This is a genomic window from Staphylococcus sp. GDH8C109P, assembly GCF_017893405.1.
GTDB lineage: Bacteria > Bacillota > Bacilli > Staphylococcales > Staphylococcaceae > Staphylococcus > Staphylococcus cohnii.
On the sequence record NZ_JAESMX010000014.1, the window covers coordinates 155,623 to 173,438 of the forward strand.

The 17,816-nt window shown below is 33.2% G+C and carries 12 protein-coding genes, 1 tRNA gene and 1 other annotated feature; of the genes, 6 read left to right on the top strand and 7 right to left on the bottom strand.

Annotation, left to right across the window (positions count from 1 at the left end; translation table 11 throughout):
* Positions 1 to 142 precede the first annotated feature (142 nt).
* The 7 genes from KA867_RS07540 to KA867_RS07570 form a co-directional block, all read right to left on the bottom strand.
* Entirely contained in the window at positions 143 to 877 is a 735-nt protein-coding gene (locus KA867_RS07540; protein ID WP_210137587.1) for a phosphoadenylyl-sulfate reductase, read from the bottom strand.
* Between the two features lie 718 nt (positions 878 to 1,595).
* Entirely contained in the window at positions 1,596 to 2,834 is a 1,239-nt protein-coding gene (locus KA867_RS07545) for an aminoacyltransferase (protein WP_210137588.1), read from the bottom strand.
* Positions 2,835 to 2,931: 97 nt separating this feature from the next.
* Positions 2,932 to 3,023: transfer RNA gene (locus tag KA867_RS07550), tRNA-OTHER, on the bottom strand.
* Positions 3,024 to 3,199: 176 nt separating this feature from the next.
* The gene (locus KA867_RS07555) at positions 3,200 to 3,739 is read right to left on the bottom strand and encodes a PadR family transcriptional regulator (protein WP_210137589.1); all 540 of its coding nucleotides are present in this window, start codon (positions 3,737 to 3,739) and stop codon (positions 3,200 to 3,202) included.
* Positions 3,740 to 3,794: 55 nt separating this feature from the next.
* The gene (locus KA867_RS07560) at positions 3,795 to 4,976 is read right to left on the bottom strand and encodes a YhgE/Pip domain-containing protein (RefSeq protein WP_245355939.1); all 1,182 of its coding nucleotides are present in this window, start codon (positions 4,974 to 4,976) and stop codon (positions 3,795 to 3,797) included.
* A gap of 424 nt (positions 4,977 to 5,400) precedes the next feature.
* A complete protein-coding gene (locus KA867_RS07565; RefSeq protein WP_210137590.1) occupies positions 5,401 to 6,546 on the bottom strand; it encodes a globin domain-containing protein in 1,146 nt (381 codons plus the stop codon).
* A 352-nt stretch (positions 6,547 to 6,898) separates the two neighbouring features.
* Positions 6,899 to 7,732: a ParB/RepB/Spo0J family partition protein gene (locus KA867_RS07570; protein WP_210137591.1), complete on the bottom strand. Its 834-nt coding sequence runs from the start codon at positions 7,730 to 7,732 to the stop codon at positions 6,899 to 6,901.
* 170 nt (positions 7,733 to 7,902) lie between these two features.
* Positions 7,903 to 8,276: a binding site (T-box leader), on the top strand.
* Positions 8,277 to 8,341: 65 nt separating this feature from the next.
* Between KA867_RS07570 and KA867_RS07575 the strand changes: the two genes are divergently transcribed.
* From KA867_RS07575 to KA867_RS07600, 6 genes are all read left to right on the top strand, one after another.
* Entirely contained in the window at positions 8,342 to 9,445 is a 1,104-nt protein-coding gene (locus KA867_RS07575) for a PLP-dependent transferase (RefSeq protein ID WP_210137592.1), read from the top strand.
* Positions 9,442 to 10,617, top strand: a complete 1,176-nt coding sequence (gene metC, locus KA867_RS07580; protein WP_210137593.1) for a cystathionine beta-lyase MetC — start codon at positions 9,442 to 9,444, stop codon at positions 10,615 to 10,617. The genes KA867_RS07575 and metC overlap by 4 nt, the downstream gene beginning before the upstream one ends.
* On the top strand, positions 10,571 to 12,412 hold the full coding sequence (locus KA867_RS07585) for a bifunctional homocysteine S-methyltransferase/methylenetetrahydrofolate reductase (protein WP_210137594.1): 1,842 nt from the start codon (positions 10,571 to 10,573) through the stop codon (positions 12,410 to 12,412). The genes metC and KA867_RS07585 overlap by 47 nt, the downstream gene beginning before the upstream one ends.
* A complete protein-coding gene (metE, locus tag KA867_RS07590) occupies positions 12,406 to 14,652 on the top strand; it encodes a 5-methyltetrahydropteroyltriglutamate--homocysteine S-methyltransferase (RefSeq protein ID WP_210137708.1) in 2,247 nt (748 codons plus the stop codon). The genes KA867_RS07585 and metE overlap by 7 nt, the downstream gene beginning before the upstream one ends.
* Positions 14,653 to 14,676: 24 nt before the next feature.
* Entirely contained in the window at positions 14,677 to 15,417 is a 741-nt protein-coding gene (locus tag KA867_RS07595) for a cyclase family protein (RefSeq protein WP_210137595.1), read from the top strand.
* 454 nt (positions 15,418 to 15,871) lie between these two features.
* Positions 15,872 to 17,773 (top strand): diflavin oxidoreductase, encoded by a 1,902-nt coding sequence (locus KA867_RS07600; protein ID WP_210137596.1) that lies wholly within the window; start codon positions 15,872 to 15,874, stop codon positions 17,771 to 17,773.
* The last annotated feature ends 43 nt before the right edge of the window (positions 17,774 to 17,816 follow it).

Sequence of the window (17,816 nt, forward strand, 5' to 3'; positions counted from 1 at the left end):
ATCATCTTGTTTAAATTTACTCAATAATTGGCGCGATACTTTTTCAAGAATTTTAACCATTATCTAAGATTATTTTGTGCAATCATCGGATATATATCTATCCGATGGGAATACTAGGATTTAATACCAAAAAAAATTATTCTTATAAAGATGTATGGTCTGTGGTATGAAGGCCGCATTCTGTTTTGTTTGAATTGGTCCATCTTCCTGCTCTTGAATCTCCTGATCCTTCAACAGCTGTCGTACATGGTATACATCCTATACTTGGATAGTTAAAATCGTGTAATTCATTATAATGTAATTCATATTTTTTAATATATTGCCATACATCATCCCATGTCCAATGTATCAATGGACAAATTTTAACTGATTGGAAGCGTTCGTCTTTATTTATAAACTGTGTATTTTGACGACTTGGCGATTGCGCTCTACGTAAACCAGAAATCCAAGCAGTAGCACCAGACAAAGCATCTTCCAATGGTTTGATTTTTCTAATATAACAACATTGGTTGGGATTGTTTTTCCAAAGTGCGGGATTATATTGTGTTGCTTGCTCTTCCAAAGTTAATTCCGGTTTTTTAAGTTTAATACGTAGTTCTGGGTAGCGTTTTTGAACACGCTCAATTAAATCATATGTTTCTTGAAAGTGAAGACCTGTATCTAAAAATACAATTTGCGCATCCTTCTTAACACTATAAATCAAATCAATTAAAATCATGCCCTCCGCGCCAAAACTACAAGCATAAACAAGCGAGTCACCATAGGTTTGATAAGCCCATGCGACGATTTCGCGTGCGCCTTTTGTTTCATCATCAATATCTATTGACTCAAAGAGATTTGCATTAAAATGTTCATATGTAACTTTTGGTTCAAACATTAATCTATTCGCCCCCCTCATAACGTTCATGAATACATTATAATTAGATTTATTATAAATTTAGAATCATTTGAAAATAATTATGATTTACACTTTACTCATTGTAAATTTTTATGTCAAGTGTATATTTGAACGCGCGAATTAGTTATATTTTTTATTAAATGTGTATAGAAAGTGCATTGTTATAGCATTTTAGAGACTTTTAATTTCTAAGTTAATTTATTTTTATAACAACCTTGTTATATTGAATTTTCGCCTTTTCTACCACCTTTTCACATTTTTCTGAATTTTTTTATGTTTTTCATTTTTAGCTGTATTTAAAAACCATCTTTTGTAAAAAAGTGGTTCAAAACGTAGACAAATCCTTTGCATTAATTTGCGAAGGGTTTGTCTCATTGATTTGAGAAAAATAGTTTCTGAATTAGTAATATTTTTAGTATGCTATTGGCAGTAATCTCGGACGACTCCTGCAGGGATAGCACTAGCCGAAGACAACTAGCTAAGGCAGTGCTCGAGGAAAGCGTGCACAAAAAAACTGTCAACAAAATCAGAGACTTTGTTGACAGTCTGAGCCAGCTTTTATAAAAAGGTGGCTTTCTCATTTCAATTTTTAGAAATTCAAATCATTGATTAATTAAAATATAATAATATGCAATGTTAAAGTGGCTGATTGTGCTTCGTTTCAGTAAATTAAACGAAAGCGTTAAGTAAATCAATCCTATTTTATTAATGCATATATTTTATAAAGTAAAGGTCTTATTGGTTTAATAAAATCTCCAATATACTCTTCTATATGCGCGTTGAAGCCTGCTTTGAATTTTTGTACACCAGCATCTTCAGCATTTTCACTGAAATCTCCTGTTATACCGTAAAAATTATAGCGATGGATATTGTGCGCTTTCGCAAACTTGATCATTTCCCATTGCAACCTGTAGGCACCCATATATGTATTGTATTTAGGGTTGGAGCCACTTGAAAGATAATAAACTTCATGATTGTTGTAAATATAAAGCGCAGCTGCTAAATCCAATATGGTTCCATCTGTTTTGATTAATGCTTTTGTTTCAGTTATTTTTCTTTGTTGTGCTTTTATTTGTTGCAATCCTTGATTATACTTATTTTTACTTTTTTTCGAGTTAGGATTGTTTTCTAAACTTTCTTTGGTATTTTCTAAGTCCTTATTTAACTTTTCTAATTGCTTATTTTGCTTTACTAATAATTCTGACAAATCGATATATGCTAATTTTAACATGCTATTATCATGATAAATATTTTGCATTGTTTCAAAATAATGCTGATCTCTAAATTTAAAACCGTGTTTTTCTTCAGCCATTTTAAATAATTTAAAAAATCTACTAGTCTCCTCAATTGGGAGTGTACATATTTGTACATCCATCTCGTATGTTTTCTTAATATTTCTACGTGTTTGATAATCCATTTCTTTAAGTAGAGCGTCTTCATTTTTGTTCTTCAAATCCAGAACAGATAACCAACGAATTTGACTTATTTGAGAATATCCTACTGTATACCCTTGATGTTTATAACCGATATCTTCCATAGTCTTAATAAGTGGTTTATTGTTATAACTTTCTAATATTTCACCTTGAGCATTTCTTATATTTTCTAACGTGTATGGATCTGTTAAAACATATAAACCACGTTGCTTTTTTAAATACTTCGTTAAATTTTTGTAGAAAAATCTTACTAACTGATAATCCGAAAAGTCCAAAACAGGTCCTCGATGCGTATAAAAATATTTAAAAAATTTAAAGGAACGTGCTTCAGTTAAAAGGCATGCTGCTATAACATTATCTTCGTTATCTTTAACACCTACAATATGCACATCATTTTTATGTTGGTTTCTATAATGAAAATGGTTGGCACTTTGTGTGTAATGTGAGGCATAATTATGAGTGAAACTTTCAAATTCATCAACTTTCAAGTGAGTGAAATACATTGTAAACCTACTTTCTCTTAATTTATAATGCATTGGACAATATTTATATATCATAAAAAAAACCAAGCACTAAGAAGGCTTGGCTAAATAATTTCAACGGAGGGAGAAGGATTCGAACCAACGCAAGCAAGATGCTTCTAATTAATATTAACTATTAATTTCCCTTAAGCCAGACTTGGGTATCCCTCCAAAATTTTAATTCTTCTATTATATTGTACTATTCCTTTATAAAAATTAAAAGAGTTGCCCAAAATATATTAGGAACTTTTTTTCATTGCAAGTTCATATCTATAAAGCACCATCTTTTAAAAATAACAAAAATGGAACAAGTAACTGTTCTTACGTTACTTGTTCCTTCTTTAATATCATACCTTATCATTTTCAATAAGTGCTATTAGTTTTTCTAAAAAATGAATTTTATTATTTGTTTTAGTGGTAAAATGATCCGACATAAAATTTAAAAGTGCTTCATTTTCAGGAGTTACTTGAATTTTGTGCTTTATCTCTTGTGCTTCTATTAACATTTGTTTATTATCTTGAATCTTGCTTTCCAAGATATTGATTACTTTTTGATTATCTACAAATTTAAGGTAAGCAACACCAACATACATTTCACTAATTTCCTTAGTGTTCTCGAATAACTTATATATCAATTTAGGCAAAGTTTGTTTACCTTTTTCAGTAATTTGAAATACTTGCTTATCTGGACGATTTTCTTCTTTAATTGTCTCCACTATTTCTACAAGGCCTTTTTTGGATAATGCTTCAAAATTATAATAAAGTTTACTTTCTGTTAGTCCGCTCATTTTATCAAAAGGTATTGGTTCTGATAGCTGCTTTTTTAATAAATAAGGATAACTGTTTTTTTCCATTAGTTTCCCTAATATAAATATTTGGATAGACATTATTAAAGTCTCCTTTTCTCATAATATCCTTATTTTAACAGAATCAAAGAAGGTATTAATAGTTTGCAAGTGTTTCGTTAGTATTTTTATAATGCTCAAAAACAACATCGGGTTCTTTTTTATAAACAAAAGTTACGATAACAATATTAACGAACATGGCAACGACACCTACAGCTACCATAGATAAAATATATGGTGTTTGTGACACACTTCCAAAAATGTTTGCAAAATGACCCTGAACTGAATAATACATCGGTGAAATATGACTCATCCAGTTATAAACTGTAGGCATCATATCACGACTCATTGTTGCTCCATTTGCAATTGTTTGTATGAGTAAAATAGGAATATTTAAAATCATACCTGCCTGTCCTATTAAGAATACGACAATTGCAGTAAAGTTAAAGGAAACCCAGTAATTCAAGACTAATTGACCAAAAATACTTAAGAATTTATCTGCTTCTAAATCATTTACTAGATAAGCAATACCTAACGAAATTACAGAAGAAGCTAGTCCAATGATTAAAGCTGTTAGTTGAACATAGATGAACAATTTAGTTTTACTCGCTTTGTTTCTGTTTTCTTTAAATGCACTAACTAATTGCATCGCTCCAATCATTGCTCCTACATATCCAGCTAAAGTTAAAAACATAGGTAACATTTTAAAATTCATGCTTGATGGCATTTTATTCATATGAGTAATGTCACCAGAATATGAAGTATTTATTTGCTTGATTAAGCCGTCCATTTGTTCATCAGGTATTTTTACTTGTTGTAAAACTCCTTCAGTAGTTTGATTAGAAAATTGTTTACTAAGCTGACTATTAATTTCACTTCCGATTGAATCCATAGATTGACTAATCATCGTTGGGGAAGCGTCATTCACTTTAAAATCTAGGCCTGGCGTACCTTTTTCAGATTTTAAATTACTTGAAAAATCTTGAGGTATATGAATAACAAGATTTAATTCATTATGTTCCAACTGATTATTTGCTTTCGAATTAGAAATATCTTTTTTAATATGATCAAACGGTAAACTCTTGTTCAATTGTTTTGATATTTGGTTACCGTAATCCCCTTTATCATCGTTAACAATCGCAATCGGTAATTTATCAATATTACCTGGCATCGCTTTGTAACCAGGTAAAAAGATGGCCAACATCACTAATCCATAAAAAATCCCCATGAATATTGCGCCAACTGCCCCTTTTGTTTTTAAAAAAGCACTAAATTTCATCTTAATTATCCTCTCTAATACACAAATATAGTTTTATAAAAGTACTTTTAACAAAGTACTTTGTTTATACTACACTTTTGGATTTAATAGGTCAATTATATAAACCTGAAATTTCCATTATTTTTTACGAAACATTATAAGACAACTTAATGACTATTTTTATGTGTATAGAGGGGATAAAGTGCTTTTTATACATACATTTTATGTTCATATTGTTTTATTAATTGCAAAGTATATTTAACTGACACTATGTCTTTATATTTTTGATTTATTTAAAAATATTACGCAGTGTAAAAAAACCCTCGACTAAGCTATTAGTCGAGGGTTTTAATTAATAAGAATGAAAGGTCTTCAGATAAATAAAATACTATGTCTATTTTATACTATTTTTTGAATCTATATAAAATGTGTAAACCGAGTTAAATTACACTGAAAAACTCAATCTTGGTATAAATGTTTCAAAATGAATATGCTCCATTGGTACTTCTAATTTTTGTAATTCTTGAATCATAGCTTTTAAGAATGAATTACCACCACATACATAAACTTCTGTTTCACCATCAAGATATTGTTTTAATTGTTCAGCGTCTATAAATCCGTCTTGATCACGGAAATGTTTATCAAATTGTGCTACTGAAGATTGTGCTGTGATTGCTTCTAAATTTTCTTCAAATGCTACATTTTGAGCATCAGATGTGGACTGAAGGAATGTTGAAGTTAAACCAGCATCAACCGCTTCTTTATACATTGAAACAAGAGGTGTAACACCTACGCCAGAGCCTAAGAATAATTGTTTATTATCTTTGTTTGCCAATCCGAATCCACCTACTGGTGCAGATAGCAATAGCGTGTCTCCAACGTTCACTTCATCGTGTAGCACTGTAGATACTTCACCTTCATGTTCTTCTGTAACGTCTCTTCGTACACCGAATGTTAAGAAATCTTTGTCACCATCTACAATAGAGTAATGTCTTTTAGCTCTGTATGGCAACTTCTCACTAGATATATCTACTGTAATATATTGTCCAGGTACAAATTGACTTAAATCAATGTCGTCTGAAGTTACTGTGAATGATTTAATTATTTCAGTTTCATTAGTGATATTTGTTACAGTAAATGGTTTAAAACCATCCCAAGCCATTTTACTGTATACTTCTTTTTCTAAGCCGATAAATGCATCAGCGATTTCTCCATATGCTTTAATCCAAGTTTGGATAATAGGATCTTCTTCTTTTAAACCAGTCACTTGTTGAATTGCCCAAATTAAATTTTCACCAACAATTGGATAATGCTCAGCTTTTACTTGTAAAGCACAATGTTTGTACACCACAGGCATTATTGCGGGAACAATTGGTGATAAGTCTTCGATATTTTCTGCTGCCGCTAAAACTGCCATTGCCAATGCAGAAGATTGTAATCCTCTTTTTTGGTTAGTTTGATTAAATATATTTTTCAATTCAGGATGTTGTTCAAATAATCTTTTATAGAATGTTGATGTTATTGTCTGTCCTTTATCTTTTAATAATGGCACCGTTTCTCTTATAGTTTGTATTTCTTCTTGATTTAACATAAAACCCCTCCTAGTTATTCCTTCACCTCCATTATTGTACGCCATTCGTTTACTTACAAGAGAATGTGTTTTATTTCACATAATTTTCACATTCAATATTCATTAATTTGTAACTATTTTATGATTAACAATTTTTTAAAAAACAACATATAGGAAATTATCGCTTACTTTCATCTGTAATATAATTTAAAATGAAATATATTTTTTGGAAATTAGTTTTAAGAAAAAATTAAAAAACCACATGCACCTGCTGTTAAATGGCTTGGCTTGCGGTTTTAACTTTTTTATTTACGATGATTAATATGTTTTAAAAATGCTTTACACTTATTAATTAACAGATAAAAATTCTGTTTTAATTATATTTCTCATTCAATTGGTGTATCAACCTTCTGAACTCAGTTTCGGATTTAAATTCAAAAGTGATATAACCTTTTTTATTTTTGTTAGAAATCGTCACGGCTGAACCATATTGTTCTTTTAATTGTCGCTCTTGCTGTTGAATAAACTTTGGTTTTTTAGTTGCTTGTTGTTTATCTGTAATCTTTTGTTTATCTTCATTGTTTTCATTTACATACTGTTCTAATGTGCGTACACTCCAAGACTCCTGAAAGGCTTGCTCAGCTATGCTTTTCATCTTTCTTTTATCTTTTATCCCTAATAACGTACGTCCATGTGCACCCGATAATTTATTATCTTTAACCATTTGAGTAATTTCCTTAGGCAATTGTAGTAAACGCAACATGTTGGCAATATAAGGTCTAGATTTACTTAATCGCTGTGCAACTTCTTGCTGAGTCAGCTCTAAATCATCAATTAGTTTACGATAACTTTCTGCTTCCTCAATCGCATTTAAATCTTCGCGCTGCAAATTTTCAATCACAGCGAGTTCCATCATGTCTTCATCAGATAGCACTTTAACAATAGCTGGTATTGTCGTTTCCCCTACTAGCTTTGAAGCTCGATAACGTCGCTCTCCAACTACAATGTTATAACCAGATATTGTTTTTCGTAACACGATAGGCTGTAAAATACCATGAAGTTTTATCGACTCAGCTAAATCTTCTAAACGTTCTTGATCAAATGTTTTTCTGGGTTGATAAGGATTAGGTTTAATGCTGTTAATTGCAATTTCTTTTACGTGCGCATTGTGATCTACTTTGAGTCGTTCATCTATAGAATCATTCATTTTTTACACCTACTTTTTTAAATAAAATATTTTTTAGTTAAACATAGTATATCATCACAGTAACAATGAAAAATATTATTTTTAATTATCGGTTAAATCAAAATTTTCAGATAAGTTGTTGACAAAAGCTATTTTAATGTGTAATCTAAGTGATAACAAATTCGAAATAGCAACACACAGTAATAAGGAAAGTAGAACTTACACTGCTGACACAGAGAGTCTTCACCTGCTGAAAGAAGACACAGAAAGAAAGTTTGAAAATGGCCTTTGAGTGTTGATGCCAATATGAGGTATCAACGGGATCGCCCGTTATAGCGATACAGTATTAACATTTTGTTTAATGGCGTACTGGATTATTCCAAGCGTTGTATATGTCGTTAATACTCATTTCACTTTCAGTGACAGTGAGTTTTTTATTTGAACATATTACGGTAGCGCAAGTTCAGTACAAGTAATTAATGCAATTTGGCGTACTGGACAAGGTTACTTTAGTGATAAAGTAATAAACAAAGGTGGTACCGCGAGCTAAGCTTTCGTCCTTTACATCCGATTGAATCGGGTTTAAAGGACGGAAGCTTTTTTTATTTTTTAAAGGAGGTTATCTGTATTATGAAAAATACTGAGTTATCACAAATTGCACTAACACAAGATGCAACCGGAGCGATTGCAAATCCAATCTATTTATCAACAGCATATCAGCATCCTCATTTAGGAACATCAACTGGTTTTGATTATACAAGAACTAAAAACCCTACCCGTTCAGCTTTTGAAGAATCATTTGCTAAGTTAGAACGTGGTACTGCTTCATTTGCAACTGCAAGTGGCATGGCAGCCATACAATTAATATGTAATTTATTTAAAGCTGGTGATGAAATACTCGTTTCATTCGACCTTTATGGTGGCACATTTAGACTATTTGATTTTTATGAGCAACAATACGGTATACATTTCAAATATGTAGATTTCTTAAACTATGAAACAGTCAAAGAAAGCATTACAGAAAATACCAAAGCACTATTTATAGAAACGATTTCAAACCCACAAATGCAAGAAGTAGATGTTGATCCATATTATATTTTAAGTAAAAAACATCACTTATTAACAATTATAGACAACACTTTTTTAACACCTTATCTCTCAACACCACTTGAAGATGGTGCAGATATTGTACTACATTCTGCTACAAAATACATAGGTGGTCATAATGATGTACTTGCTGGTGTAGTGACAGTTAAAGATGCAAATTTAGCTGAAAAATTAGGTGAATTTCATAATATGATTGGTGCGACTTTATCACCTTTTGACAGCTACTTACTGCAACGTGGTTTAAAGACATTGCATTTAAGAATGGATCGTTCAGAATATAATGCTCAATTATTAGCCAAACGATGTTATAACTTAAAAGGCATTGACCAAGTCTTATATTGTGGTCGAACAGGAATGATGAGTCTACGTTTAAATAAAAATTATAAAGCCGATAAATTTTTAGAAAACTTAAAAGTATGTATTTTTGCAGAAAGTTTGGGCGGAACAGAAACATTTATAACATTTCCATATACACAAACACACGTTGATATGCCAGATGAAGAAAAAGAAAAACGCGGCATTGATGAACATTTACTAAGATTATCCATCGGTGTGGAAGATTACGAAGATATTGAACAAGACATTATACAAGCATTAGAAAAATCTAAAGAAAGCGTGATTATATGAGTTTATCAAAAGAAACAGAAGTGATATTTGACGCACAAAGAGGTGTTGATTACGATTCAGCTAACCCACCATTATATGCTTCTTCAACATTTCATCAAAAAGTTTTAGGTGGCGACGCTAAATATGATTATGCGCGAAGTGGCAACCCCAATCGTGCTTTGTTAGAAGAAAAATTAGCAGCACTTGAAGGCGGCGATTACGCATTTGCTTACGCATCAGGTATTGCAGCTATTTCAGCTGTACTACTTACATTAAATGCAGGTGATCATGTCATTCTACCCGATGATGTCTATGGTGGTACTTTCAGATTAACAGAACAAATCTTAACACGTTTTAATATTCAATTTACGACGGTAGACACAACACGATTACAAGAAATCGAGGAAGCGATTCAATCAAATACAAAACTAGTTTATATTGAAACGCCATCTAATCCATTATTTAAAATCACTGATATTAAAGGCGTCTCTCGTATCACACAGCAACACAAACTATTACTCGCTGTTGATAATACATTTATGACGCCACTTGGTCAGTCACCTTTAGCTTTAGGTGCAGATATCGTCGTACATAGCGCTACAAAATTCTTGGGTGGCCATAGTGACATTATTGCTGGCGCTGCTATCACAAACAATAAAGCAGTAGCAGATGCACTTTATCTATTACAAAATGGTACTGGAACTGCACTATCTGCACATGATTGCTGGACATTAGCACAACATTTAAAAACATTGTCTGTACGTTTCAATCAATCTGTGGAAAATGCACAGCAAGTTTATGATTTCTTAGCGCAGCGCGAAGAAATTGCAGAAGTTTATTACCCGGGAAATGACAAGTTACACTTGTCTCAAGCAAAACATGGTGGTGCTGTTTTAGGTTTAAGACTTAAAGATGAATCGAAAGCACAAGCCTTTGTAGATGCACTCACACTGCCACTTGTTTCTGTAAGTTTGGGTGGTGTAGAGACTATTTTATCTCATCCTGCTACTATGTCTCATGCTGCTGTACCAAAAGAAGTTCGTGAAGCACGCAATATCACGTTTGGATTATTCAGATTAAGTGTGGGCTTAGAAAATGCTGACGAATTAATTGCTGATTTAAACTACGCACTGAAGGAGGCTTTCAATGAGTCAACTCATCAACAAACTGAAACAGAACATTTTAGTCGCTGATGGTGCAATGGGAACCATTCTATATTCTGATGGTCTAGATACTTGTCCAGAAGCATATAATTTAACCCATCCTGACAAAATAGAACGGATACACCGCTCCTACATTGAATCTGGTGCTGATATTATTCAGACCAATACTTATGGTGCCAACTTTGAAAAATTAAAAGTATTTGGTTTAGAACACAAAGTTAAAGAAATACACAAAGCCGCAGTACAAATTGCCAAAAAAGCAGCTAATGATGAAACATTTATATTAGGTACTGTTGGTGGGTTTAGAGGTGTGAAACAGGAAGATTTAGGTTTAGAAGCCATTCAATATCATACAGAAATCCAAGTGGATACTTTGATTGAAGAAGGTGTCGATGGTTTACTTTTCGAAACCTATTATGATTTAGAAGAACTTACTAATATTATTCAAGCTACAAAACGGAAACATCGTATTCCTATCATTGCTCAATTAACTGCTTTAAACACAAATTATTTAAGAGATGGTACGGAAATTAATACAGCTTTACAACGCGTTGTTGATAGTGGTGCTGATATCGTTGGACTCAATTGTCACCATGGTCCTCATCACATGCAGCAATCTTTTTCACATATTGAATTACCTGACAATGCGTATCTATCTTGCTATCCCAATGCAAGTTTATTAGATATTGAAAATAGTCGATTTAAATATAGTGACAATGCCGAATACTTTGGTAAAGTGGCGGAACAATTGATTCAAGAAGGCGTTAGGATTATCGGAGGATGTTGCGGGACTACACCAGAACATATTCAATACATTAAGTCCTCAGTAGCCAATCTCAAACCGGTATCCAGTAAAAATGTAATCCCTATAAAAAAATACAATAGCCCTTCACATGCCAATACACAGCAACAAAATTTAACAACTAAAGTTAAAGCACGACCTACAATTATAGTAGAATTAGACACGCCAAAGCACTTAGATACAGAAACATTTTTCAGAAATATCAAAAAACTTGACGATGCTCAAATTGATGCGGTGACCTTAGCAGATAACTCCTTAGCAACTGTGCGTATCAGTAATGTTGCAGCAGCGAGTATTATCAAACAACAATATGATATTGAACCGCTCGTTCACATCACTTGCCGCGACCGTAATCTCATTGGATTGCAATCACATTTATTAGGCTTATCCTTACTAAATGTGAATGAAATATTAGCCATCACAGGAGATCCATCAAAAATTGGTCACTTGCCAGGAGCAACGAATGTTTATGATGTGAATTCCAAAGGTTTAACAGAAATTGCATTACGCTTTAACGAAGGTATTAACACTGATGGTGATGCGCTGAAGAAGAAAACCAATTTCAACATCGCAGGTGCTTTTGATCCGAATGTTCGTAAACTCGAAGGTTCAGTCAAACGTGCTGAGAAAAAAATAGAAAGTGGCACGCATTACTTTATAACACAGCCAGTTTATAGCACCGAAAAAATCGAAGAAATATATGAAGCAACCAAACATTTAGACGTACCATTCTTTATTGGCATTATGCCAGTCACTAGCTATAATAATGCACTATTTTTACACAACGAAGTGCCTGGTATTAAACTGTCCGAAGACATTTTAGAACAATTTGAAGCTGTTAAAGATGATAAAGAAAAAACGAAAGCATTAAGCCTTAAACTTTCTAAGGAACTTATAGATACCGTTCATAAATATTTTAACGGTTTATATTTAATTACACCGTTCCAGAAAGTAGATTACACTTTAGCACTTGCATCATATTCACAATCAATTACTTCAAGTAAACAGGAGGCAATATTATGACAATTCAAACATCAAATTTAGGTTTCCCAAGATTAGGTAGAAAAAGAGAGTGGAAAAAAGCAATAGAAAGTTACTGGGCTAATAAAATAGATGCCCCTACATTAAATCAACAATTAACAGACTTGCATAAAGAGAATTTATTGCTACAAAAGAACTATAATTTAACAAGTGTCCCTGTCGGAGATTTCTCTCTTTATGATCATATTCTTGATACATCATTATTATTCAATTTTATTCCAGAACGTTTCCAAGGCAGAGCATTAGACAATGATTTATTATTCGACATTGCTAGAGGTAACAAAGAGCATGTTGCAAGTGCATTGATCAAATGGTTCAACACAAATTATCATTATATTGTACCTGAATGGGACAACGTAGAGCCAAAATTGAATGACAATGTATTATTAGAGCGTTTCAAATATGCACAATCTATTAACGTGAATGCACACCCAGTAATCGTGGGCCCAATAACATTCGTAAAACTCTCTAAGGGAGGTTCACAATCATTTGAAGAAAAAGTAAATACATTATTGCCTTTATATAAAGAAGTTTTACAGTCTTTAGTAGATGCAGGCGCGGAATACATTCAAATCGATGAACCTGTACTTGTGGAAGATGATAGTGCGTCATTTGAAGATATTACACGTACTGCTTATAACTATTTTGAGGAAGCAGGCTTAAGTAATCAACTTGTGATTCAAACTTATTTTGAACGTGTAAACTTAAAATTCCTAAACAGCTTACCTGTAAAAGGATTAGGTTTAGATTTTGTACATGATAATGGCTATAACTTAAAACAAATTAAAGATGGAGACTTAGACAAAAACAAATCACTTTATGCAGGTATTATAGATGGTCGTAATGTGTGGGCAGCAGATATTGAAGCTAAAAAATCATTAATCGACACATTACAAAATGCTACAAATAACCTTGTCATTCAACCATCTTCTTCTCTATTACATGTGCCGGTATCATTAGACGATGAAACATTAGATGAATCTATCGCAGAGGGCTTGAGTTTTGCCACTGAAAAATTAGATGAATTAGATGCATTAAGACGATTATTTAATGACAATGACAGCCAAAAATTTGATGAATTGAAAGCACGTTATGATCGCTTCCAAAATCAATCATTCAAAAATCTAGAGTATGATTTCGACAGTGTACGCACTACACGTCAGTCACCATTTAAAGTACGTAAAAAAGCACAAGATGCACGTCTTAACTTACCTGATTTACCAACAACAACGATTGGATCATTCCCGCAATCACAAGAAGTAAGAAAATTCCGTGCAGATTGGAAAAATAATCGAATTACAGATGAAGATTATAAAACATTCTTAAAAAATGAAATTGCGCGCTGGATTAAAATCCAAGAAGATATCGGCTTAGATGTCTTAGTACATGGCGAATTTGAGCGAAATGACATGGTAGAATTCTTCGGAGAAAAATTACAAGGCTTCTTAGTGACGAAGTATGGATGGGTACAATCATACGGTTCACGTGCGGTAAAACCACCAATCATTTATGGTGATGTAAAATGGACAGAGCCTTTAACGGTCAAAGAGACGCTTTATGCACAAAGTTTAACGGATAGACCAGTAAAAGGTATGCTTACAGGACCAGTGACGATCTTGAATTGGTCATTTGAACGTGTAGACTTACCACGTGAAACTGTACAGGACCAAATTGCATTAGCGATTAATGAAGAAGTTTTAGCTTTAGAAAAAGCTGGTATCCAAATTATTCAAGTTGATGAACCTGCATTGAGAGAAGGTTTGCCATTACGTTCAGAATACCATGAAGATTATCTTAATAAAGCTGTGCATTCATTTAAATTAGCTACATCATCTGTTGCTGATGAAACGCAAATTCATACACATATGTGCTATTCTCAATTTGGACAAATCATTCATGCTATCTATGATTTAGATGCAGATGTTATTTCAATAGAGACATCTCGTAGCCATGGTGACTTAATTAAAGATTTTGAAGATATTACTTATGACTTAGGTATCGGATTAGGGGTATATGATATCCATAGTCCACGTATCCCTACTGAATCTGAAATCACTGAAGCAATTAACCGCGCTTTACAAGAAATTGACCGTTCTTTATTCTGGGTTAATCCAGATTGTGGTTTGAAAACACGTAAAGAGGACGAAGTAAGAGAAGCATTGACTGTGCTTGTGAATTCAGTAGACAAATTACGTAAATCAACAAACCCAGCAACAGTTTAATCATTAATGACGAAGGTGATATCAATGAATTATCCACTATGGGAGCAGTTAGAACAATTAAAAACTTCAACATGGGTAGATTTAACCCATACATTTGATGAAACCATTCCATGTTTTAGTGAATTTGAACGCGCCAAAGTCTCTACACTATTTAATGTTGCTGACGATGGCTTCTATGTCCAAAATTGGAATATTGTGACTCAGTATGGTACACACATAGATGCGCCGATACATTTTGTCGAAAAAACACGCTATCTTCATGAAATTGATTTAAAAGAACTCGTATTACCACTCGTTGTTTTAGATTTTTCACAAGAAGTAGCAGCTGATGCTGACTTTATTTTAACGCGTGAGCATATTAAACAATGGGAAGCTGAATATGGTTCAATCGAACCAGGGACTTTTGTTGCCTTTCGTAGCGATTGGTCCAAACGGTGGCCAGATATTGAACGCTTTGAAAATAAAGATGCAGAAGGACAACTACACTTACCTGGTTGGGGCTTGGATGCCTTACAATATTTACTAGAAGATAGACAAGTCAAATCAATCGGCCATGAAACATTCGATACAGATGCTTCCGTAGATGTTGCCAAAAACGGTGATATTGTCGGAGAGCGTTACGTATTAGGTCAAGATACTTTCCAACTTGAGTTACTAACCAATTTGGATCAACTGCCTACACGAGGTGCCATTATTTATGCTATTAGTCCAAAACCAAACAAAGCACCTGGTTTTCCAGTACGTGCCTTTGCTATCAAACCATAAACATGATGCGAGACCGTCCATTTCGCCTCTATAATATGAAACTTATAAAACCTAGCCATTATAATATATAAGAAATTGAGCACTTCTTATATTGATATTTCTCTTTTATAAATCATAAATAAATTCTAAAGTATGATTATGTTGATGCGTAACGATTTAAAATGATACTACACAGATTATTATCATTTGCTGTTTATAGAAACCAACATATTAAATCATATTACCAACTTAACTGGGGCGGGAATTTGATATCAAATACCATATTTGATTTCTATCCCGTCCCACTTTTATGGAATAAATACATAGGTCATAAGTTGGATTTTTGACAGATGATAATCTCTATCATTTAAAAAAATAAAATCAATGTTATACTTCAATTAAATTCTATTATATAAATAGCGTGTTATTGTTCATGCTTTACTATAAATTTTTAATACAATACGAGGTGACCTTTTTGGAATTAAATAGAACAAATTCCCCTTTTGATGAAAATCAATTGGAACTTATACAACAACTTATGCCAACACTGTCATCAAATCAACAGTCTTGGTTAAGCGGCTATTTGCTTAATACTTCTACAGATGAAGGTGACCCATTACAATATACTGATCATCCTGAAACATCTGAGCACTCAAACACAACAGCTGAAGCAACATCATCCATTCACTCAACTACTGCTGAAGTACCAACAGAAGATACGTCACATTCGACAATATCTACAGATGAACCCATAGAAGTAAACATTTTATTTGGTACAGAAACAGGCAATGCTGAAGAAATTGCTGATGAATTTGAAACGAAATTAAAAGAACATGATTTTACAGTTCACACATGGGAAATGGATGACTTTCCTCAAGAGGACTTATCGAAAGTTAACCATGTGTTTATCATTACATCAACGCATGGCGTAGGTGAACCTCCGATTAATGCGTTAGATTTTTATGACTACCTGCATAGTGATGAGGCACCAGATTTAAGTCATTTAAACTTCTCAGTACTCGCGTTAGGTGATCAAGATTACCCTGATTTCTGCCAAGCAGGTAAAGATTTCGACAAAATCTTAGGTGATTTAGGCGGCCATCGTTTAGCAGATCGTGTTGAATGCGACTTTGATTTTGAAGAAGTATCTGAGCAATGGATTATTGACATGCTTGAACTTTTGTCTCAAATGTCTCCCGGTAGTCAAAACAATGAACCCAAAGATGAAGATGTTGTTGTCGAAGAACCACAAGCAGCTTATTCAAAAACACATCCATTTTATGCTGAAATCATCGAAAATAGTGTGTTAACTGAACCAACTGCTACCCGTGAAGTCAGACATCTTGAATTATCCTTAGATGGATATGGTGAAGCCTATGAACCTGGAGATAGTTTAGTAATTATCCCTAAAAACAATCCAGAACTTGTAGCAGAATTGATCAATACATTGGGTTGGGATAGCACAACAACAATAGATGTAGACAATAGCGGCAATAGAGCTACTATACAGGATGCACTTACGAATGAGTTTGAAATTGCTAAATTAACGCCATCTATATTAAATAATGCAGCTGCATTATTTGGTAATCCTATGCTAAATGCAAATGTACAAAACAAGGAATGGGTGCAAGATTATATTTATGGCAGAGATTTCATCGATTTAATTAAAGATTTTACACCTGTCGCACTATCACCTGATATGCTAAAAGACTTATTAAGAAAACTGCCACCTAGGGAATACTCTATTGCCAGCAGCAATCAAGTAAATCCACATACCGTCCATATAACTGTACGCGTGGTTAAATATGAAGCACATCATCGTGAACGCCATGGCGTATGCTCTGTACAACTTGCAGACCGTACACAATTAGGCGATAAATTACCTGTTTATCTTAAAAAGAATCCAAATTTTAAATTCCCTTATGATGAGCAAACACCAGTCATTATGATTGGTGCAGGTACTGGCATTGCGCCTTACAGAGCATATCTCCAACAAAGAGAACATTTAGGACTTAAAGGTAACCAATGGCTCATATTTGGAAATCAAAATGTTGATGCAGATTTCCTATATCGTAAAGATTTAGAATCATGGCTTAATCAAGGCGTGCTGAGCAAACTAGATTTAGCATTTTCAAGAGATACAGAAAATAAAATCTATGTTCAACACCGAATTGAAGAAAATGGGGCAGATTTTTATCAATGGCTAACAAACGGTGCAACCATTTATCTTTGTGGTGACAAAGAAGAGATGGCAAAAGGTGTACACCAATCCTTTGTCAATGTACTCATTCAGCACGGTAACTTTAATCAAGCACAAGCAGAAGATTATTTAACAGAACTAATTAAAAATCAAAGATATCAACGTGATGTTTATTGATAGTTGCGCCAGCCACTACACTATCATCACATCAATTTTAATC